Source organism: Aeromicrobium sp. (assembly GCF_023146395.1).
Classification (GTDB): Bacteria; Actinomycetota; Actinomycetes; order Propionibacteriales; family Nocardioidaceae; genus Aeromicrobium.
The window spans coordinates 136,524-156,601 of sequence record NZ_JAGLCD010000004.1; the positions used below are offsets into that span (position 1 = coordinate 136,524).

A 20,078-nucleotide genomic window follows, 5' to 3' on the forward strand; every position below is an offset into this window, starting at 1 on the left:
CGTCTGTCTCAGTTGATGCCGAGGATCTGCACCGTCGAGCCGCGCTTGACCGTGCTGCCCGGCGAGGGGGTCTGGGCCCGGACCTCGAAGTTGCCGTTGCCGAAGAGAACCTGGACCTGGAGCCCCGCCGCCTCGAGGGTCGATTGCGCCTCGTTCTTGCGCATGCCCTCGACATCGGGGACCTGGACGACGTCGGGGCCCTTGGAGACGACGATCGTGATCGCGTCACCGCGCAGCTTGGTGCCGCTCGCAGGGTCCTGACGGATCACGGTGCCCGCAGGCACGGAGTCGCTGAACTCCTCCTGCGCCGTGACCGTGAACCCGATGTCCTGCAGGCCCGAGGTCGCGGCCTCGCGCGTCTGACCGGTGAAGTCCTGCACCTCGAGGGGCTCGCGACCCTTGCTGACCACGACGTCGATCGCGGTGTCGCGCTTGACCTGGTCACCCACGGCGACGCCCTCGACGCCGATGATCTGACCTTCGGGCACGTCCTGGTCGAAGGCCTCGGTCTGGTCGCCGAGCTTCAGCTTGGTCTCCTCGAGGATGGCCTCGGCCGCCTCGGGGGTCTGACCGCGAAGGTCGGGGACCTTGTAACGCTCCGGCCCCTTCGACACGACGGCCTGGATGCGGTCGCCGGGCAGGATGCGGTCGCCCGGGCCGGGGCTGGTGGAGATGACCGAGCCGAGCGGCACGGTCTCGGAGAAGTCGCGGGAGTCGACCGTGAAGGTGTACCCGGCCTTCTCGGCGGCGGTCTGGGCCTGCTGCTCGGTCATGTTGACCAGGCTGGGCGTCGACTCGTAGCGACCGATGCCGAAGTACCACCCGCCGAGTCCGGCGAGCAGCGTGAGGAGCAGGGCCAGGATCAGCAGCACGCGACCGCGTCGCGAGGTCTGGCGGTCGTTGCCCTGAGGTTCCGGGCCGGGTGCCGGCGTGGGAGCGGGGCGGTGCGGCGGCTCCGGGGGAGCCGGGGCCGCGTCCTGCGGCGTCGGACCGGGTGCGGGCGTCATCGCTGTGGCACCGCCGAGGACCATCGTGGACGTGCCCACGTCCGCTCCTGCCCCGGCGACGACCTCGGTGTCGGCACCGTCGTCGGCCGATCCGGCCCGTCCGGCCACCGGGGCCGTGTCGACCTCGGCGCCGGCGTCGGACGTGCTCGGGGTGACCGGTGTCGGGCGCAGGTCGGCGGCGAGCTCGGGGTCGTCCTCGAGGCCGTCGCGCAGCGCCCGTTGGACCTGGCGCAGCTGCTGCAGGAGCACGCGCGCATCGGCCGAGCGGCGGTCGCGGTCGCGGCTCGTGGCGCGGGCCACCAGCGCGTCCATGTAGTCGGGGAGCCCGGGGCGCTGGGCCGACGGCGGGCCGATGTCCTCGTGGACGTGCTTGTACGCGACCTGGATCGGCGACTCGGCGTGGTGCGGCTTGAGGCCCGTGAGCATCTCGTAGAGCATCGCGCCGACCGAGTAGACGTCGGACCGGGCATCCGTGCCGGCGTTCACGACCACCTCGGGGGCGAGGTAGGAGACCGTGCCGATCAGTGTCTTGCCCGTCGCGGTCGTGGCCGAGCTCACGGCCCGGGCCAGCCCGAAGTCGGCCACCTTGACGTCGCCGTCGGGGGTGATGAGCACGTTCTCGGGCTTGATGTCGCGGTGCACGATGCCGGCGTCGTGGGCTGCGACCAGCGCGATCAGGACCTGCTCGACCAGGTCCAGCGCGCGCAGGGTGGGCATGGGGGACTCGTGGCGCATGACCTCGCGCAGCGTGCGGCCCGGGACGAGCTCCATCACCAGGTAGGTGATGGGACCGTCGCTGCCCTGGTCGAACACGGCGACGACGTTGTGGTGGTTCAGGCGTGCGGCGGACTTGGCCTCACGCTGGAACCGCTCCGTGAACTGATCGGTGTCGCCGAGGCCGTGGTGCATGATCTTGACCGCGACCTCGCGGTCGAGCCGGGTGTCCTGCGCCGTGAAGACGCTGGCCATGCCGCCGCGTGCGATGAATCCGGTGATGCGGTACCGGTCGTGCACGAGCTGGCCGATCATGGCGTCGTCGCCCACGACTGCCATGCTCCACCTCCTCGCGCGCAGACCGACGGGCCGCCGGTCAGCGGCCCTGCCCCGCGAGTCTAGTGAGTGGGTCAGCGATCCCGACGGACCGCGCGGTCGATCAGCGGGGCAAGTGTCTCCTGTGCCACGGCCGGCAGAGCGGTCAAGGCGCCGGTGGCCTGGGCGGCACAGCGGTCGATCTCGGCCTCGACGTCCTGGAGCGCCCCGCTGGACCGGACGAGCTCGGCGGCGGCCGTCACCCCTGCGGACGTGCCCAGCATGTCGGACAGGCGAGCGGCGTCGTCGGTGGACAGCCGCGCCATGGCTCGAGCGATCAGCAGGGTGCGCTTGCCCTCACGCAGGTCGTCGCCCGCGGGCTTGCCGGTCGTGGCCGGGTCGCCGAAGACGCCGAGCACGTCGTCGCGCAGCTGGAACGCCGAGCCCAGAGGCATCGCGACGGCACTGAGTCGCTCCAGGAGGTCGTCGTCGGCGCCGCCCAGCACAGCGCCGAGGTGCAGCGGCCGCTCGATCGTGTACTTCGCGGTCTTGAGCCGCACCACGAGCATCGCGGCATCGGCGTCGACCTCGGCGCGCGTCTGCGCCGCGACGTCGAGGTACTGGCCGAACGTGACCTCGGTCTTGCAGGTGTCGAGCACGGCGAACGCCCGGGCGAGCCGTGCGGCGCCGGGTCCGGCGGTGAGGTCGGGGTCGATGTCCGCGGCGTGCCGCAGCATCTCGTCGCTCCACGAGAGCATCAGGTCGCCGAGCAGGATCGCGGCCCCGGCGCCGAAGCCCGCCGGATCGCCGACACGGCCCTCGTCGCGGTGGCGGCGCTCGAAGGCGCGGTGGACGCTCGGGCGACCGCGGCGCGTGTCGCTGGCGTCCATCAGGTCGTCGTGGACCAGCGCACTGCCCTGCAACCACTCCCAGGAGGCCGCGGCCGTCACGACGGCCCGTGGTGCCGGGGCCGCGGTGTGGGCTCCTGTCGCGGCGCGCCACCCGGCGAGACAGAACAGGGGGCGCATCCGCTTGCCGTCGGCGACGAAGTCGGCTGCGGCGTCGACGAAGCCGTCGAGCTCGGGATGGACGCCGGCCCAGCGGGCGCGCTGACGGGCGACGAACTCCGCCAGCGCGGTGTCGATCGTCACGAGATCGACGGGGGAGTTGTCGGTCGGACGCACGCCGCGGACGATACCGTGGCCCCGTGCCTGACCTCGACCGTGCGTTGCTCGACCAGCTCGCCAGCGCCAGACCGACCGTGTCGTTCGAGTTCTTCCCACCGAAGGACGACGCCGGCGAAGACGTCCTCTGGGAGACCATCACGCAGCTGGAGACCCTCCGGCCCACCTTCGTGTCGATCACGTACGGGGCCGGTGGGACGAGCCAGGACCGCACGGTGCGCGTCACGTCGCGCATCGCTCGGGAGACCAGTCTGTGCCCGGTCGCGCACCTCACCCTGGTCCGGCAGACCCGCGAGGAGGTCGCGGGCGTGCTCGACGAGTACGCCGACGCCGGCGTCCAGCACGTCCTGGCCCTGCGCGGCGACCCGCCCGGTGGCCCGAGGGCCGCGTGGGAGACCCATCCGGGCGGCATGGACCACGCGATCGACCTCGTCGAGCTCGCGGCGGCGCAGGAGCGCTTCCTGGTGGGCGTCGCGGCCTTCCCGGAGGGTCATCCGGACGCCGAGAGCCGCGACCACGACGCCCAGGTGCTCGTCGACAAGGCGCGCGCCGGGGCCGAGTTCGCGATCACGCAGCTGTTCTTCCGGCCCTCGGACTACTTCGAGCTCGTCGAGCGGGTCCGGGCGCTCGACTCGCAGATCCCGATCATCCCCGGGATCATGCCGATCCTGAACTACGGGCAGGTCGCGCGCATGGCCGAGCTCTCCGGGGCCGAGATGCCGCGGGAGGTGCTCGACGTCATCGAGCCGATCGCCGACGATCCGGTCAAGGTCCGTGCCGCGGGCATCGAGCTCGCGACGCAGCTGTGTCGCGACCTGGTCGCGGGCGGCGCGCCGGGGCTTCACTTCATCACGCTCAACCGGTCCAAGGCGACCCGGGAGATCTGGGAGGCGCTCCGCGCCGACGGCGTGCTCTGAGGCGCGCGACTCGAACAGGCCCTCAGCCGGCCCGCGGTCGTGCGGGTCCGTGGCGCTACCGGCGAGGGGCCGTGCCCACGGCGGCGGAGATCGCGGCCGTGGCCATGCCGATGTGCTCCAGCCGTGGCCCGGGGTGGGCGTGCGCGCCGGCGTGGAAGAGTCCACCGGCCGGGGCGACGCCGGGGCGCTGGAACATCGACGTCCATCCCGTCCACGTCCAGCCGTCGTCGACGTGGCCGACGACCTGAGACGGATTGAGGTCGTGACGCTCCAGCACCCGGTCCCGCAGGTCGATGCCGAAGCGGGCCAGTGCGGCGAGCACGTCCTCGCCGCTGCGGTGCTCGAGCGTCCAGACGCCCGGCGAGGTCCGATGGGCCAGGACGGGCGGATTGCCGTGCACGAGCGTCTCCGGGGCCAGCTCCGGCGGGTCCTCGCCCAGGACCAGGAAGGTGCGCGAGGCGGGCACGGCCGGGGTGCCGGACCGGCGTGCGTCGCCGGTGGGCACGCTGCGGTTGCACCAGATCACGACCTCGGCGTCGACGCGGCCGGCATCGGTGTCGACGCCGACCACCCGGTCGCCGTCGCGGGCGATCGAGCGACCGCGGGTCCCGGTGCGCAGGTCGACCTTGCGTTCGCGCAGGCGCTTCTCGAGCGCGGCGGCCAGGCCCGGCCAGTCGCCGTCGAAGCTCCACTGGCCGAACGTGCGCTCGACGTAGTGCCAGACCGAGAGGAACGCCGGCGTGGCGCCCCGGTCGAGCCCGTGGTGCCGGACGGGGTCGAGCACGAGCTTGCGCAGTCGCGGATCGCCGAAGCTGCGGCGACCGAAGGACGTCATCATTCGGCGCGGGTGCAGGAGCTTGCGAGCGGTGCGGTCGAAGGCCTCGGGGCCGGTCAGGACCTGGTCGTAGGACTGGCGGCGCAGGACCTCCCAGACCTCGGCGAGCGAGTCGACCCACGGCGACCACGTGTCGAAACCCACGAGCGCCTCGATCGCGTCGTGCTGCTCGCTGCGGTGTCCGTGCGGAAGGTCGAGCACCGAACCGCTGGCGAAGACGTGCCGGCGTGGGGGAGCCGGGGCCAGGCCGAGGCTCGCCTCCATCGTGCGGCCCGACTTGCGGAACAGGTCGCGAAACACCCCGGGGGTCGTGACCGCCTGCGGATGCAGGTTCCACCGGCGTCCGTCGATCTCGATCCCGTGGAGCGCTCCACCGACGCGTTCCGACGCCTCCAGGAGGGTCACGTCGTGGTGGGACTTCGCGAGTCGGACGGCGGCCGAGAGGCCCGCGAAGCCGGCGCCGACGACCACGATCTGAGACATGCGAGCACCCTAGTGCGCACTCCGGCTGGTCCGGTGACCGAAGGGCGCCTAGACTTGGAGAAACGCCATCGCTTCAGGAGGCAACCGTGCCGCTGTCAGACGAGGAAGCCCGACTTCTCCAGCAGCTCGAGCAGTCGCTCGCTGCCGAGGACCCGGCTTTTGCCTCGACGCTGCGCGGGTCCGCGCTCGAGGCCCGCAACCGCCGCATCGCCGTGCTGGCCGGCATCGGCTTCGTGGCCGGTCTGGGCGTGCTCTTCTACGGCACGATGCTGACGTACACGTGGCTCGCGGTCATCGGGTTCGTGCTGATGGTCGGCAGCGGCTACTTCTTCGTGGGTTCCTGGCGCCGCGGCTTCGGCTCGGGTTCCGAGGCTCCCGCCGAGGGCGGCTCCCCGCGGGCGCCTCGCGCAAGTGCCGGGCCGGGTCGCTCGCAGCGGCCGCAGAAGTCCGGCAGCTTCGTCGAGCGCATGGAACAGCGCTGGCAGAAGCGGCGCGACGACAACGGCGGTTTCTGACCCCTCCACCACCCCGCTCTACCTGACGGACCGAACCCTCCCGGGTTCGGTCCGTTTTTCGTGTGCCCGGCCACGATCGTGCGCCGGGCCGCGTCCGCGCGCTCTCTGACGCTCCCCATCGCTCCACCTGGGTAGCTCCGCGCCGTCGTTCCGGCGCATTCCCGGCCGAGACGCGGCGACACGCGCAGAAATTTGATGCTGCAATGCCGGCCTCCGGATACGTCAGTGGTGCAAAGTGGAGTACTGTGGAGCAAAAGGGAGCAGCCGAGATGACTCGGCGTGACGTGGAGGAGGTGCGCCGTGACCGTCGAGTCCGCGCAGTTCTTCGGCACGTTCACCCCCAAGCTCGACGAGAAGGGACGGATCTTCCTTCCCGCCAAGTTCCGCGCGATGTTCCACGAGGGCGTCGTGCTGGCGAAGGGACAGGAGAACTGCATCTACGGGTGGAAGCCCGAGACGTTCTCGGAGCTGACGCAGAAGCTGCGGGCCTCGTCCTTCACGAACCGTCAGGTGCGCTATTTCCAGCGCTCCCTGTACGCGAGTGCCTCGACCGAGGTGCCGGACAAGCAGGGGCGAGTCGCGATCCCGGCCCTGCTGCGCGAATGGGCCTCCCTGGAGCGCGACTGTGCCGTGATCGGCGCGATGGACCGGATCGAGATCTGGGACGAGCAGCGCTGGACGCAGTTCACCGCCGAGCAGGACGAGGCCTTCGCCAATCTCGGCGACGAGGAGGACTTCGACCTCTTCTGACCCGTCACCGCCCGTCCGTGGAGCGAGATCTCCGACCGAGCAGCCCTGGCGCACTTCCCCGGCGCCAGGACCGCACGGCCGGGGGTCTGGACCCACGGCCGCTCACGCAGCACCCCGTCTCCACCGTTCTCGCAGCAGCCCAGACCGACCCCTCCCAGGAGCGCCGATGACCTCCCCGTCCCACGTGCCGGTGGCGCTCGAGCGTGTGCTCGAGCTGCTCGCCCCGGCCGTCGAGGCTGCGGGGGACCGCGCGGTCGTCGTCGACACGACGCTGGGCCTGGGCGGGCACTCCCGGGCGTTCCTCGAGACCTTCCCCCGGGCGCGGGTCATCGGCATCGACCGCGATCCCCATGCGCTGCGCATCGCGCGGGAGCGGCTCGCGCAGTTCGGGGAGCGCTTCACGGCGGCCGAGGCGGTCTACGACGACATTGCTCGCGTGGTCGCCGAGGCCGGCGCGCCGACGGTCTCGGCGGTGCTGTTCGACCTCGGGGTGTCCTCGATGCAGCTCGACGAGGCCGACCGCGGCTTCGCCTACGCCCAGGACGCCCCGCTCGACATGCGGATGGACGCCAGCGGTCCCGTGACCGCCGCCGACGTCCTCAACGAGTACGACGCCCGGGACCTGGCGCGCGTCCTGCGGGTCTACGGCGAGGAGAAGTTCGCCAAGCGCATCGCCGACAACGTCGTGCGGGCGCGCGAGGTCGAGCCCTTCACGACGAGCGCACGCCTGGTCGACCTCGTGCGCGAGAGCATCCCGCAGGCCGCCCGACGCACGGGGGGCAACCCGGCCAAGCGCACCTTCCAGGCGCTCCGGATCGAGGTCAACGACGAGCTGCGCGTGTACGAGCGGGCGCTGCCGGCGGCGCTGGACGTCCTCGACGTGTCCGGCCGGGTCGTGGTGCTGTCGTACCACTCGTTGGAGGACCGCATCACGAAGCGTCGTTTCAGTGCCGTGACCACGAGCACCGCGCCGCGCGACCTGCCGATCGTCCCAGCGGACCAGCGTCCCCGGTTCACGCTCCTCACCCGCGGTGCCGAGGTCGCCTCGCCCGCCGAGATCGAGGCCAATCCCCGGGCCGCCTCCGTGCGGGTCCGGGCCGTGGAGAGGGTGGCTGCCGCATGAGTGATCGAGCGAACGGGGTGGGTGCCGTCATGACGGTTCCGCTCGTCCTCATCGTGGTCCCGCCCCGTGCAGGTGTCGCCGAGGCGGTGCGGTCATGAGCGCGGCACCCGCACGCTCGGTGGTCCGGTCGACGGCACGGGGCGCGACCGCACCGGCCCGGGACCTGTCCCGGGCCGGTGCGGCCCGCGAGCGCGCGCTGCGCATCGTGGCCCCGGCTCGTGCCCGGGCTCGGCGTGCTCCGTTCGTCGTGGTCGTCGTCACGGTCCTGTCGGTCGGCCTCGTCGGCCTGGTCGTCCTCAGCACCGTGCTGCAGAATCAGGCCTTCGAGCTGGCGCGGCTGCAGCAGGAGTCCTCGAGCCTCACGGTGCAGCAGCAGCAGCTCCAGTACGAGGCCGACCGCCAGGCGAGCCCCGCGTCGCTGGCGGCCGCGGCGAGCGGGATCGGCATGATCCCGAACCAGACCCCGGTCTTCCTGAAGCCTGACACCGGGGAGATCATCGGCGTTCCCACGCCGGCCGGGAGCCAGCCGTGACCGGCACCACGCGGGCGCGGCGGGCGGGGGTCGTCCGTCGTCGGGTGCAGATCAGCCTGGCGGTGGTGCTGGTCGTGTTCCTCGCCTTCGGTGCGCGCCTGCTGCAGATCCAGGGATTCGACACCAGCGCCTACGCGGCGATGGCGAGCGACGCCGGGACGCGCTCCACCGTGGTGCCGGCCGAGCGCGGACAGATCCTCGACCGCAACGGCGTGCCGCTCGCGACGAGCTACGACGGGATCACGCTGACGGCCGATCCCACGCTGACGGCCGAGAACGCGCCGAGGATCGCCGGCATCCTGCGGGAGGTCCTCGGGACCGAGGTCGACTACTTCGACCTCATCGACCAGCTGCGCAAGCCCGACAGCCGATTCGTGTACGTCGTCAAGGACATCCCGGCGTGGCAGGCCGACCAGGTCATGGACGGTCTCAAGGAGGCCGAGCTCACGGGTGTCTTCGTGCAGCACGAGAGCCTGCGGTCCTATCCGAACGGCTCCGTCGCGGCCAATCTCATCGGGCGCCTGAACAACGACGGCCAGGGCGTCGGCGGACTCGAGCAGCGGTACGACGACCTGCTCTCCGGCACCGACGGATCCGCGACCTACAGCGTCTCGCCCACGGGGGAGAAGATCCCGCTCGCCGACAGCCAGGTCACCGACATGGTGCCCGGGAGCGACGTCACGACCACGATCGACAGCGACCTGCAGTGGTACGCCGACGACACCCTGTCGCAGGCGGTGCAGGCCGCCGGAGCCGACTGGGGCCTCGCCGTGACGCTCGACGTCCAGACCTGCGAGGTGCTGCAGATGTCGCAGGTGCCGACGTTCGACGCCGATGCGAAGACCGGGCTGACCGACGCCAAGACCGTCAGCCGGGGCCTGCAGACGGTGTACGAGCCCGGCTCGGTCATGAAGGCCATCACGATGGCGGCGCTCGCCGATCAGGGCAAGATCTCCCCGACGACGCCGATCAGCGTGCCCTCGTCGATGTCGATCGACGGCTTCACGATCGGCGACGCCTGGAACCACGGCCAGCTCAACCTCACGGCCGCGGGCGTCATCGCCAAGTCCTCGAACCTCGGCACGATCATCGCCTCGCAGCAGATGGACGACGAGACGATGTACGAGTACCTGAGCCGTTTCGGGTTCGGCACGAAGACCGGTGTCGGCCTCCCGGGCGAGTCGGTCGGCATCCTGACCGACCCCGCGGGCTGGTCGAAGGCCAATCACGCCACGATCTCGTTCGGTCAAGGCGTATCGGTCACCGCGATGCAGATGGTGCGGGCGGTCGGAGCGATCGCGAACGGCGGCCAGATCTGTGAGCCCACGGTCGTCAGCGGTTCGCGCTCGCCCGAGGGCGTGACCACGCCGACCCCGCACGACGCGCCGAAGCAGATCATCTCGCAGGAGGCCGCGCGTTCGGTCACCACGATGATGGAAGCGGTCACGACGGACGACGGCTCGGCGCCGGCGGCCCAGATCCCCGGCTACCGGGTGGCGGGCAAGACCGGTACGGCGTGGCGGGTCGACCCCGACACCGGCCGCTACGTGAGCGGATCACACACGGTCTCGTTCATGGGATTCGCCCCCGCCGACGCGCCGCGCTTCCTGACCTATGTCGTGATCGACAACCCGACGGCGGCCGCCAGTGGCGGCGGCACGGCGGCCCCGGTGTTCCGCGACATCATGTCGATGGCCCTGCAGCGCTTCGGGATCCTCCCGACCGGTGCCCCCGCACCCCAGACGCCGCTTAGCTGGTGACGAGCCGCCACGTGGCTCGCTGGAGCACGTCACGGGCGGCTCAGTTTCGCTATCGCCTTTGGCGCCGGGGGACGGAATCTGAGGGGTTGAGGGTGCTCTGGCGCCCGCAACCCCTCGACCTTCGCGTAAGGCCGATGCTCTAGATCGGTGCTTAGTGCTGGGACTCGTACGCCTCGACGAGGGAGGCGGGGATGCGGCCGCGCGACGGGACGTCCAGGCCCTGGGCGACGGCCCAGGCGCGGACGTCCTTGGGCGAGGGGCCCGTGGAGGCGGAGGCGGCCTTGCGGGCCGCCCGGGTGCCGGCGGCGCGACGCGCGACCGCAAGGTACGGGGCCAGCGCCTCGCGCAGCTCGGCGGTCTCACCCTCGGTCAGGTCGATCTCGTAGCTGGCGCCGTCAAAAGCAAAATGCACCGTGGGGGAGGTGGAATCGATTTCCTCTCCGCTGATGTCGGAGAAGTACTTGGCAATAGTGCGCTTGGCCATAATCCCAAACAATAGGGAATGGGCCGAAATCCGACAATTCGAAATGATCGCGGGCGAATCCGACATGGCGGCGTCCCGCGTCGCCCGGGGTCGGCCGGTACTCTCGAGCGGTGCCAGACCTCATGCGTGACCGACCCGCGACGACGCCCCGACGGGGGCTTGGCGAGCTGGTCCAGGCAGCCGGAGCCACCGCTCGGTCAGGGGCTGAGGGGCCCGAGGTCGAGGTCACCGGCATCGCCCTGGGCAGCCGTCAGGTCGTGCCGGGTGACGCCTTCGCCGCACTGCCGGGAGCCCGTGCCCACGGAGCCCGTTTCGTCGGCGACGCCGCGGCCGCTGGGGCCGTCGCGGTCATCACCGACGCCGAAGGCGCGGCGCTCGTCGCGGCCGACCCCCGCGCGGCCGACCTGCCCGTCGTGGTGCTCGACGACCCGCGCGGGGACCTGGGCCGGCTCAGTGCAGAGCTGTACGACCACCCCACGCGCGCTTTCACGACCCTCGGCGTCACAGGCACGCAGGGCAAGACCACCACGACCTATCTCGGCGAGTCCGCCGCGGGTCAGCCCGCCGCCGTCGTCGGCACGATCGGCACCCGCATCCTCGGCCGACCCGTCGCCTCGTCGCTCACGACGCCCGAAGCGCCGCAGCTGCAGGCCCTGTTCGCGGTGATGCGTGAGGAGGGTGTCCGCACCTGCGCGATGGAGGTCTCGAGCCACGCCCTCGTCAAGCACCGGGTCGACGGCTTCGCCTTCGACGTGGGCGTCTTCCTCAATCTCGGCCGCGACCACCTCGACTTCCACCGCGACCTGGAGGACTACTTCAACGCCAAGGCCCAGCTGTTCACGCCGGCCCACGCACGACGCGGCGTCGTGAACGTCGACGACGCCTTCGGCCGGCGGCTGGCGACGGAGTCCGACGTGCCGGTCACGACCTTCTCCACCGACGGCGCGGCCGCCGACTGGCGCGCGGTCAACATCCGGTCGCACCGGCTCGGCTCGGAGCTGCAGCTCGTCGCGCCAGACGGTGCGGCCGTCGACGTCACGGTGCCGCTGCCGGGAGCGTTCAACGTCTCCAACGCGGTGGCGGTCCTGGTCGCGCTCGCGGGCGAGGGGCGGGACCTGGTCGAGCTCGCCACGGGGCTCGCGGCCTCGCCGGGGGTGCCGGGACGCATGGAGCACGTCGAGGCCGGCCAGGACTTCACCGTCGTGGTCGACTACGCCCACAAGCCTGATGCCGTCACGGCGGTGCTGCGCGCGCTGCGACCGGTGACGCCGGGTCGCCTGATCGTCGTGATCGGCGCCGGCGGGGATCGCGACACGGGCAAGCGCCCCGTCATGGGGTCGGTCGCCGCCGAGCTCGCCGACCTCGTCGTCGTGACCGACGACAACCCCAGGTCCGAGGACCCGGCGCGCATCCGCCGGGCGGTGCTCGAGGGCACGCGCGGCCAGGTCGCCGAGACGATCGAGATCGGAGATCGTCGCGCAGCCATCGCGCACGCCGTCGCGATCGCCCAGCGAGGCGACACGGTCGTGGTCGCGGGCAAGGGACACGAGTCCGGGCAGGAGATCGACGGCGTCGTGCACCCCTTCGACGACCGTGACGTGGTGCGCGGTGCCCTCGAGGGCAGGACGGCCGCGTCGTGATCGAGCTGTCGGTCGGCCGGATCGCGGAGATCGTGGCGGGCAGGTCCGTCGGCGATCCGGAGGCGCTCGTGACGAGCCCCGTGGTCATCGACTCGCGCCACGTCCCCCCCGGCGGGTTGTTCGTCGCCCTGCGCGGTGAGCGCGCCGACGGGCACGATCACGTCGACGGCGCTGCCGGCCAGGGCGCGGCGGCCGCCCTCGTCGACCACGACCTGCCCGGCGCGCCGGTGCCGCTCGTCGTCGTCGACGACGTCACGGCCGCTCTGGGGCGGCTGGCCCGACACGTCCACGACGTGCTCGCGGCCGGAGGGCTCACGACCCTCGCCCTGACCGGGTCGGCCGGCAAGACCAGTACCAAGGACCTGCTCGCCCACGTGCTCGACCCGGCGGGGCCCACGGTCGCTCCGGAGGGATCGTTCAACAACGAGTGGGGGGTCCCGCTCACGGTGCTGCGGGCCGATCGCTCGACCCGGTATCTCGTCGTGGAGATGGGGGCCCGCGGTCTGGGGCACATCGCGACGCTGTGCCAGATCGCGCCGCCGGACGTCGCGGCCGTGCTCAACGTCGGCACGGCCCACGTCGGTGAGTTCGGTGGCCTGGAGCTCACGGCCCGCGCCAAGGGGGAGATCGTCGAGGCGCTGCGTCCTGCCGGCACCGCGGTGCTGAACCTCGACGACGACCGCGTGCGCGCCATGCGATCGCGCACCGCGGCCTCGGTGCTCGGCTTCGGCGCGGACCCGGCGGCCGCCGTGCGCCTGGCGTCGCTGGCCCTGGACGCCAGCGGCTTCCCCGCCCTGACCCTCGTGCACGCGGGGGAGTCCGTCGAGGTCGTCCTCCCGCAGCTCGGCCTGCACCACGGGGCCAACGCCGCCGCGGCGGTGTCGATGGCGGTCGCGGCCGGGGTGCCGTTCCGCGAGGCTGCCGCTCGCCTGGGCACGGCCACCCCCAGGTCGCCGCACCGCATGGCCCGTCACGTCACCGAGGACGGCGTGGTCGTGGTCGACGACGCGTACAACGCCAATCCTGAGTCGATGGCGGCCGCCGTCACCTGGCTCGCCGACACGGCCGGGCATCGCGGGGTGGCGGTTCTCGGGGCCATGCTCGAGCTCGGCGACGAGTCGGCGGAGCTGCACCGGCGCGTGGGCGAGCTGGCGCGGCGCTCAGGCCTGCGGTCGGTCGTCGTCGTGGGTGCCGACGCGGCCCCCATCGCCGCCGGCGCGGGCGACATCGCCGTCGTGGTGGCCGACGTCACCGAGGCGGTCGAGCACCTGCGGGCGAGCCTGCACCCTGAGGACGTCGTCCTCGTGAAAGCATCGAGGGGCGGTCGGTTGGAGCGGGTCGTCGACGCACTGCGCGCGCCGAACCGGCATACTGCCGGGGGACCACCCCCGCTGTAGGGGTGGGTCAGACAGCCCACCTGCACAGCCCGCCCGTCCGCCCGATCGAGAGGAACACCACCCCCGATGTTGGCCATCCTGATCGCCGGAGCCGTGGCGCTGATGAGCACGCTGCTCGGGACGCGTCTCGCCATCAAGGTGCTGGTCGCCAAGGGGTACGGGCAGCTCATCCGCGACGACGGACCGACGTCGCACCACGTCAAGCGCGGCACGCCCACGATGGGCGGCCTGGTGATCCTGTTCGCCGTCGTCCTGGGCTACGCGGCGGGGCGCCTGCAGGTCGGCGTGGCACCGAGCGCATCGGCACTGCTGCTGCTGTTCCTGTTCGTGGGTCTCGGGGCGATCGGCTTCCTCGACGACTACATCAAGATCTCGCGGCAACGCAGTCTCGGCCTGCGCAGCAAGGCCAAGATGATCGGGCAGATCGCCGTCGGGCTGGTGTTCGCCCTGCTCGCGATCCGGTTCGAGGACGAGAACGGCGACACCCCCATCACGCACGGGATCAGCTTCACGCGCGACCTGGTCGGCTGGGAGCTGCCCACCGTGCTGCTCGTCGTCTGGGTCCTGATCCTGATCGCGGGTGCCAGCAACGGCGTCAACCTGACCGACGGTCTCGACGGCCTGGCCACGGGCGCGTCCGTCATGGTGTTCGGCGCCTTCGTGCTGATCAACATCTGGCAGTTCAACCAGAGCTGTGCGCTCGCGCCGGGACCGAAGTGCTACGACGTCCGCGATCCGCTCGACCTCGCGATCGTGGCGTCGGCGCTGACGGGTGCGTGCTTCGGGTTCCTGTGGTGGAACACCTCGCCGGCCAAGATCTTCATGGGCGACACCGGGTCGCTCTCCCTCGGCGGCGCCATGGCCGGCTTCGCCCTCATGACGCGCACCGAGCTCCTGCTCGTGGTCCTCGGCGGATTGTTCGTCATCATCACGGCGTCGGTCATCCTGCAGGTCGGCTACTTCAAGCTCTCCGGCGGCAAACGGATCTTCCGCATGGCGCCCCTGCAGCACCACTTCGAGCTGCTGGGATGGGCCGAGATCACGATCGTCGTGCGCTTCTGGCTCATCAGTGGCCTGTGCGTCGCGACCGGGCTCGGCATCTTCTACTGGGAATGGGTCACCGGCCTGTGAGCCAGCGCTCCCTCCAGCTCACGGGGGCGTCCCGGTGAGCGTCGATCCTCGGACCCTCGACCGGGAGACCTCCTGGTCCGGCGTCCGCGCGGTCGTCGCGGGCCTGGGCGCCAGCGGCTACGCCGCGGCCGACACGCTGCAGCACCTGCTCGCGGACGTCGTGGTGATCGACCACGCCGTCCCGGAGGGTGCCCAGCGGGAGAAGGCCACGCTCCTGGAGATCCTCGGCGTCGACGTCAGGATGGGGCCCGGTGCCGGGGTCGACCTGGACGACGTCGACCTCGTCGTGACCTCGCCGGGCTGGTCGCCCGCAAACCCCCTCTTCCGCGAGGCCGCCGATCGCGGCATCCCGGTCTGGGGCGAGGTCGAGCTCGCCTGGCGGCTGCGCGGCCCCGACGCGGCGCCGTGGCTGGCGGTCACCGGCACGAACGGCAAGACCACGACCGTGCAGATGCTCGACGAGATCCTGCGCGCCGAGGGTCTGCGCTCGGCCGCCGTCGGCAACGTCGGCCGGCCCGTGCTCGAGGCCGTCATGGATCCCGAGCCCTACGACGTCCTGGCCGTCGAGCTCTCGAGCTATCAGCTGCACTGGAGCGAGTCGCTCTCGTGCGAGGCGTCGGTCGTGCTCAACGTCGAGCCCGACCACCTCGACTGGCACGGCACCGAGGCGGCGTACGCGGCAGCGAAGGGACGCATCTACGAGAACGCCCGCGTCGCCTGCGTCTACAACGTGGACGATCCCACGACCGAGCACCTGGTGACCGAGGCGGACGTCGTCGAGGGCTGCCGCGCGATCGGGTTCACGCTGGGCACCCCGGGTCCGAGCATGATCGGCCTCGTCGAGGACGTCATCGCCGATCGGGCGTTCGTCGAGGATCGGCACACCAGCGCGGCCGAGCTCGGGACCCTCGCCGACCTCGAGCGCGACGGCGTCCCCGCGGCGCCCCACGTCGTGGCCGACGCGCTGGCCGCGGCCGCCCTGGCGCGCGCGCACGGAGTGTCGCAGCGCGCGGTGCGCGACGGTCTGCGCGGCTTCCGTCTCGACGCGCACCGCATGGCGCTGGTCGCCGACGCGGAGGGCGTGCGCTGGATCGACGACTCCAAGGCCACGAACGTGAGTGCGGCGCGCGCCGCACTCCACGCTGCCGAGCCCGTCGTCTGGATCGCCGGCGGGCTGGCCAAGGGCGCCACGTTCGACGAGCTCGTGCTCGACGTGCGCGACCGGCTGCGCGGGGTCGTGCTGGTGGGCCGCGACCGCCCACTCATCGCGGAGGCACTGCGGCGACACGCGCCCGAGGTCCCGTGGTTGGAGGTCGACACAGGTGAAACTGACCTCATGGATGCGGTTGTCGTGGCTGCGGCCTCGTTCGCCCGTCAGGGCGACACGGTGCTGCTCGCCCCGGCATGCGCCTCCATGGACCAGTTCCGCAGCTACGCCCACCGCGGTGAGGCCTTCGCCGCAGCCGTGCGGCGCCACACCCGCACCTGACGAGACCGACCACTCCTGACACCCCTTCCCCCAGGAGAACCACCCGTGAGCACCGCATGAGCACCACCACGACCGACCGTCGTCCCGCCGAGGCGCTGCGCCGCGTGCTCGAGCGCCCGCTGGCGTCCTACCAGCTCGTTCTCGGCGCCTCGGCGCTGCTCGTGGGACTGGGGCTGGTCATGGTCCTGAGCGCCAGCTCGGTGCTCGCCTTCCGCTCCGGCGGGAACTCCTACGCGATCGTCATGAAGCAGGGCCTCTTCGCCCTGCTCGGCCTCGCGGGTGCCTACACCGCCCTCAAGCTGCCGCTCTCGGCCCTGCGCAAGCTCGCGGTTCCGCTGCTGGTCGTCGTCGTGGCGCTGATGCTCCTGACCCTGGTGCCGGGCATCGGCGTCGAGGTCGGCGGCAACCGCAACTGGCTGCCGCTCGCGGCCGGTTTCCGTCTGCAGCCGTCGGAGTTCGCCAAGCTCGCCATCATCATCTGGATCGCCGCGATGTACGCCAATCGCCAGAAGGCCCTGCACGGCCGGCGTTCCACGCACACGATGCTCATGCCGATCGTGCCGGTCGCGGGGTCGGTCGCCGGGCTGGTCGTGCTGCAGAAGGACCTGGGCACCGCGCTGGTGCTGTTCGCGGTGATCTTCGGACTCCTCTGGGCCGTGGGTCTGCCCCGCAAGCTCGTCGCCGCGGGTGCGGCGCTGCTCGGCGTCGCCCTGGTCCTGCTGGTCGCCACCGCCCCGCACCGGGTCGACCGGCTCTTCAACTTCATCGACCCGCTGTCGGACCCCGACCGCACGGGATACCAGGCGATCCACTCGATGATGGCCCTGGCCACGGGTGGCTTCTGGGGGGTCGGCCTGGGGGGCAGCCGCCAGAAGTGGGGCGCCCTGCCCAACGCGCACACCGACTTCATCTTGTCGGTCGTGGGGGAGGAGCTCGGCCTGTTCGGCACGCTGATCGTGCTGGTGCTGTTCGTCGTGCTCACGGTCGCGGGGGTGCGCATCGCCCTGCGCACCCGCGATCCCTTCGCGCACTACCTCGCGGTCGGCATCACGGTCTGGATCAGCGTGCAGGCCGCGATCAACATCGGCATGGTCCTGGGCCTGCTGCCCGTCATCGGCATCACCCTGCCGCTCATGTCGTACGGCGGCTCGAGCCTGCTCGTCACGATGACGGCGCTCGGCCTGCTGGCGCGGTGCGCCCTCACCGAGCCCGGCGCGGAGCGTGCACTGTCCACGCGCCGGACTGCGCGCCGCAAGCAGGCGGCGGTGCGATGAGCGTGAAGGTCCTGCTGGCCGGCGGCGGCACCGCGGGTCACACGTCGCCGTTGCTCGCGACGGCCGCGGTGCTGCGCGAGGCCGGCGCCGAGATCACGTGCCTGGGCACGCCGCGCGGGCTCGAGGTCACGCTGATCCCCCAGGCCGGCTACCCGCTGGAGCTCGTGCCGCCCGTGCCGTTGCCGCGCAAGCCCGGTGCCGACCTCGCGAAGGTCCCGGTGCGTCTGCGACGTTCGGTGGCCGCAGCGCGAGAGGTCATCGAGCGGGTGCAGCCCGACGTCGTCTGCGGGTTCGGCGGCTACGTCTCGGTGCCGGCGTACCTGGCGGCGCGCAAGCGGGTCCCGATCGTCGTGCACGAGGGCAATGCCCGACCCGGCATCGCCAACAAGCTCGGTGCGAGGTTCACGACCCACGTCGCCACGAGCTTCCCCGGCACCGAGCTGCCGCACGCCCGGCTGATCGGGCTGCCGATCCGGCGTCTGATCTCGACCCTGGACCGCGATGCCCTGCGCGCCGAGGCCCGGGCATTCTTCGGGCTCGACGCCGACCGGCCGACCCTGCTCGTCACCGGTGGCTCCCAGGGGGCACGGCGCATCAACCACGCCGTCTCCGGGGCGGCCCGTGAGCTGGCCGATGCCGGTCTCCAGGTCCTGCACGTGGCCGGACGGGTCGACGAGGCCACGCCCGAGCGGCGCCAGGGCGACCCGCCCTACGTCGTGGAGGGCTTCGTCGACCGCATGGACCTCGCCTACGCGGCGGCCGACTTCATCGTGTGCCGGGCCGGGGCCAACACCGTCACCGAGGTCGCGGTCACGGGCCTGCCGGCCGCGTTCGTCCCTCTGCCGATCGGCAACGGGGAGCAGGCCGTCAACGCCCATCCCGTCGTGCAGTCGGGGGGAGCGCTGCTGATCGACGACGCCGCCGTCACCTCGCGCTGGGTCGAGCAGGTCATCGTCCCGCTGATGCGCGACACGACCCGGCTGGCGCAGATGAGCCAGGCGGCCGCGCACGAGCTTCCGCGTGACGCCGACCAGCGACTCGCTGAGATGGTGCTCGCCGCTGCCGGTACCCCCGGCTCCTCGGCCTCGGCGGGCGGCGCCTCCTGATGCGGGTCCCGGTCCCGGACGTCATCGAGCCGGCGTCGTCGCTGCACCACGTCCACCTGGTCGGCGTGGGCGGCGCGGGTCTGTCCGCGATCGCGCGGCTGCTCGCCCAGCAGGGCGTCGAGGTCAGCGGCAGCGACCAGGCCGCCTCGGCGGTCACGCGAGCGCTGGTCGACGAGGGGGTCAAGGTCCACGTGGGGCACCGCGCCGAGAACGTGGCCGGGGCCGACACCGTCGTGGTGTCCACCGCGGTCCGGGAGGACAATCCCGAGGTCGTCGCCGCGCAGGCCGCCGGGATCCGCCTGTGGCCGCGCTCCGCGGGGCTCGCCTCGCTCATGGCCGGCCGTCGCACGACGGCTGTCGCCGGCACGCACGGCAAGACCACGACCACGGCGATGCTGACGTGTGCCCTGCTGGAGGCCGGCGTCGATCCGTCCTTCGCGATCGGCGCGGAGGTCGCGCGCCTGGGCACGAACGCCCGGCTCGGCAGGGGCGACGACCTCGTGGTCGAGGCCGACGAGTCCGATGGCGCGTTCCTCGTCTACCACCCGGCCGGAGCCGTCGTGACCAACGTCGACCCGGACCACCTCGACGTCTGGGGCACGCCGGAGGCCTACGCCCAGGCCTTCGACGAGTTCGTCACCACGATCGGGGAGTTCCTCGTGCTCGACGCCGACGACTCGGGCGCGGCGCTCCTGGCCGAGCCCGGTCGCGCGCGTGGCCTCGACGTCGTCACGTGCGGATTCGACGCGCCGGGCACCACGTGGACCGGATCCGAGCTCGCGATCGACGCCTCTGGCACCCGGTTCACGGCCTCCGGGCCGGGCGGGGTGCAGGTCGACGTCGCGCTGAGCGTCGTCGGCGCGCACTACGCGCGTGACGCGTTGCTGGCCCTGGCCACGGCCCACCGCCTGGGTGCCGACGTCGGGGCGGCAGCAGCCGGGCTCGCCACGTACACCGGCGCCGCGCGACGCATGCAGCACCTGGGCGACGCCGGTGGGGTTCGTGTCTACGACTCCTACGCGCACCACCCCACCGAGATCACGGCCGACCTCGCGGCCGCCCGTGCGGTGGCCGGCAACGCCCGCCTCGTCGTGGCGTTCCAACCGCACCTGGTCAGCCGCACCCGACTGTTCGGCCGGGCGATGGGGCGGGCGCTCTCGAGCGCCGACCGCGTCGTGGTGGCCGATCTCTACCTGGCCCGTGAAGAGCCGGACCCCACCGTCACCTCGGCGCTCGTGGTCGGCTCGGTCGAGGGGACCCCGGCGAGCGAGGGGGGACCGGTCGTCGGGCTCGACGCCGTGCTGGCCGACCTCGTGCGCCCGGGGGACCTGCTCCTGACCCTGGGGGCGGGCGACATCACGACGGTGGGACCGCGCCTGCTCGACCGGCTCGCCGCGACGCCCGTCGACGGCTGACCCCATC

General features: G+C 72.1%; 17 protein-coding genes. 13 read left to right on the forward strand and 4 right to left on the reverse strand.

What is annotated here, in order from left to right; genetic code table 11:
- Nucleotides 1–8: 8 nt before the first annotated feature.
- The gene (gene pknB / locus KAG51_RS02695; RefSeq protein ID WP_290580362.1) at nucleotides 9–2,060 is read right to left on the reverse strand and encodes a Stk1 family PASTA domain-containing Ser/Thr kinase; all 2,052 of its coding nucleotides are present in this window, start codon (nucleotides 2,058–2,060) and stop codon (nucleotides 9–11) included.
- Between the two features lie 71 nt (nucleotides 2,061–2,131).
- Complete coding sequence (locus KAG51_RS02700; protein WP_290580364.1) at nucleotides 2,132–3,220, reverse strand: polyprenyl synthetase family protein; 1,089 nt, start codon at nucleotides 3,218–3,220, stop codon at nucleotides 2,132–2,134.
- 23 nt (nucleotides 3,221–3,243) lie between these two features.
- On the opposite strand from KAG51_RS02700, the gene metF reads away from it, so the two are divergent.
- The gene (metF, locus tag KAG51_RS02705) at nucleotides 3,244–4,137 is read left to right on the forward strand and encodes a methylenetetrahydrofolate reductase [NAD(P)H] (RefSeq protein WP_290580366.1); all 894 of its coding nucleotides are present in this window, start codon (nucleotides 3,244–3,246) and stop codon (nucleotides 4,135–4,137) included.
- A gap of 55 nt (nucleotides 4,138–4,192) precedes the next feature.
- Here metF and KAG51_RS02710 read toward each other — a convergent pair whose 3' ends face one another.
- Nucleotides 4,193–5,455 (reverse strand): NAD(P)/FAD-dependent oxidoreductase, encoded by a 1,263-nt coding sequence (locus KAG51_RS02710; RefSeq protein WP_290580368.1) that lies wholly within the window; start codon nucleotides 5,453–5,455, stop codon nucleotides 4,193–4,195.
- 86 nt (nucleotides 5,456–5,541) lie between these two features.
- On the opposite strand from KAG51_RS02710, the gene KAG51_RS02715 reads away from it, so the two are divergent.
- From KAG51_RS02715 to KAG51_RS02735, 5 genes are all read left to right on the forward strand, one after another.
- Nucleotides 5,542–5,970: a DUF3040 domain-containing protein gene (locus KAG51_RS02715; RefSeq protein ID WP_290580370.1), complete on the forward strand. Its 429-nt coding sequence runs from the start codon at nucleotides 5,542–5,544 to the stop codon at nucleotides 5,968–5,970.
- A 300-nt stretch (nucleotides 5,971–6,270) separates the two neighbouring features.
- Nucleotides 6,271–6,720 carry a division/cell wall cluster transcriptional repressor MraZ gene (gene mraZ, locus KAG51_RS02720; RefSeq protein WP_290580372.1) on the forward strand — a complete coding sequence of 150 codons (450 nt, stop codon included), beginning with the start codon at nucleotides 6,271–6,273 and terminating at the stop codon, nucleotides 6,718–6,720.
- A 166-nt stretch (nucleotides 6,721–6,886) separates the two neighbouring features.
- Nucleotides 6,887–7,843: a 16S rRNA (cytosine(1402)-N(4))-methyltransferase RsmH gene (gene rsmH / locus KAG51_RS02725; RefSeq protein WP_290580374.1), complete on the forward strand. Its 957-nt coding sequence runs from the start codon at nucleotides 6,887–6,889 to the stop codon at nucleotides 7,841–7,843.
- Nucleotides 7,844–7,937: 94 nt separating this feature from the next.
- A complete protein-coding gene (locus tag KAG51_RS02730; RefSeq protein WP_290580376.1) occupies nucleotides 7,938–8,375 on the forward strand; it encodes a hypothetical protein in 438 nt (145 codons plus the stop codon).
- Entirely contained in the window at nucleotides 8,372–10,135 is a 1,764-nt protein-coding gene (locus tag KAG51_RS02735; RefSeq protein WP_290580378.1) for a penicillin-binding protein 2, read from the forward strand. The genes KAG51_RS02730 and KAG51_RS02735 overlap by 4 nt, the downstream gene beginning before the upstream one ends.
- A 151-nt stretch (nucleotides 10,136–10,286) precedes the next feature.
- Here the strand turns inward: KAG51_RS02735 and KAG51_RS02740 are convergent, their stop codons facing one another.
- Nucleotides 10,287–10,619, reverse strand: a complete 333-nt coding sequence (locus tag KAG51_RS02740; protein ID WP_290580380.1) for an Lsr2 family protein — start codon at nucleotides 10,617–10,619, stop codon at nucleotides 10,287–10,289.
- A 110-nt stretch (nucleotides 10,620–10,729) separates the two neighbouring features.
- Between KAG51_RS02740 and KAG51_RS02745 the strand changes: the two genes are divergently transcribed.
- The 7 genes from KAG51_RS02745 (at nucleotide 10,730) to murC (ending at nucleotide 20,071) form a co-directional block, all read left to right on the forward strand.
- Nucleotides 10,730–12,259, forward strand: a complete 1,530-nt coding sequence (locus tag KAG51_RS02745) for a UDP-N-acetylmuramoyl-L-alanyl-D-glutamate--2,6-diaminopimelate ligase (RefSeq protein WP_290580382.1) — start codon at nucleotides 10,730–10,732, stop codon at nucleotides 12,257–12,259.
- Nucleotides 12,256–13,656 (forward strand): UDP-N-acetylmuramoyl-tripeptide--D-alanyl-D-alanine ligase, encoded by a 1,401-nt coding sequence (gene murF / locus KAG51_RS02750; protein ID WP_290580384.1) that lies wholly within the window; start codon nucleotides 12,256–12,258, stop codon nucleotides 13,654–13,656. Before KAG51_RS02745 ends, murF begins: the two co-directional genes overlap by 4 nt.
- Before the next feature lie 66 nt (nucleotides 13,657–13,722).
- The gene (gene mraY / locus KAG51_RS02755; protein WP_290580386.1) at nucleotides 13,723–14,787 is read left to right on the forward strand and encodes a phospho-N-acetylmuramoyl-pentapeptide-transferase; all 1,065 of its coding nucleotides are present in this window, start codon (nucleotides 13,723–13,725) and stop codon (nucleotides 14,785–14,787) included.
- A gap of 34 nt (nucleotides 14,788–14,821) precedes the next feature.
- Complete coding sequence (murD, locus tag KAG51_RS02760; RefSeq protein WP_290580388.1) at nucleotides 14,822–16,276, forward strand: UDP-N-acetylmuramoyl-L-alanine--D-glutamate ligase; 1,455 nt, start codon at nucleotides 14,822–14,824, stop codon at nucleotides 16,274–16,276.
- 56 nt (nucleotides 16,277–16,332) lie between these two features.
- A complete protein-coding gene (ftsW, locus tag KAG51_RS02765; protein ID WP_290580390.1) occupies nucleotides 16,333–17,550 on the forward strand; it encodes a putative lipid II flippase FtsW in 1,218 nt (405 codons plus the stop codon).
- Nucleotides 17,547–18,656 (forward strand): undecaprenyldiphospho-muramoylpentapeptide beta-N-acetylglucosaminyltransferase, encoded by a 1,110-nt coding sequence (gene murG / locus KAG51_RS02770; RefSeq protein WP_300232502.1) that lies wholly within the window; start codon nucleotides 17,547–17,549, stop codon nucleotides 18,654–18,656. The genes ftsW and murG overlap by 4 nt, the downstream gene beginning before the upstream one ends.
- Nucleotides 18,656–20,071: a UDP-N-acetylmuramate--L-alanine ligase gene (murC, locus tag KAG51_RS02775; protein ID WP_290580392.1), complete on the forward strand. Its 1,416-nt coding sequence runs from the start codon at nucleotides 18,656–18,658 to the stop codon at nucleotides 20,069–20,071. The genes murG and murC overlap by 1 nt, the downstream gene beginning before the upstream one ends.
- The last annotated feature ends 7 nt before the right edge of the window (nucleotides 20,072–20,078 follow it).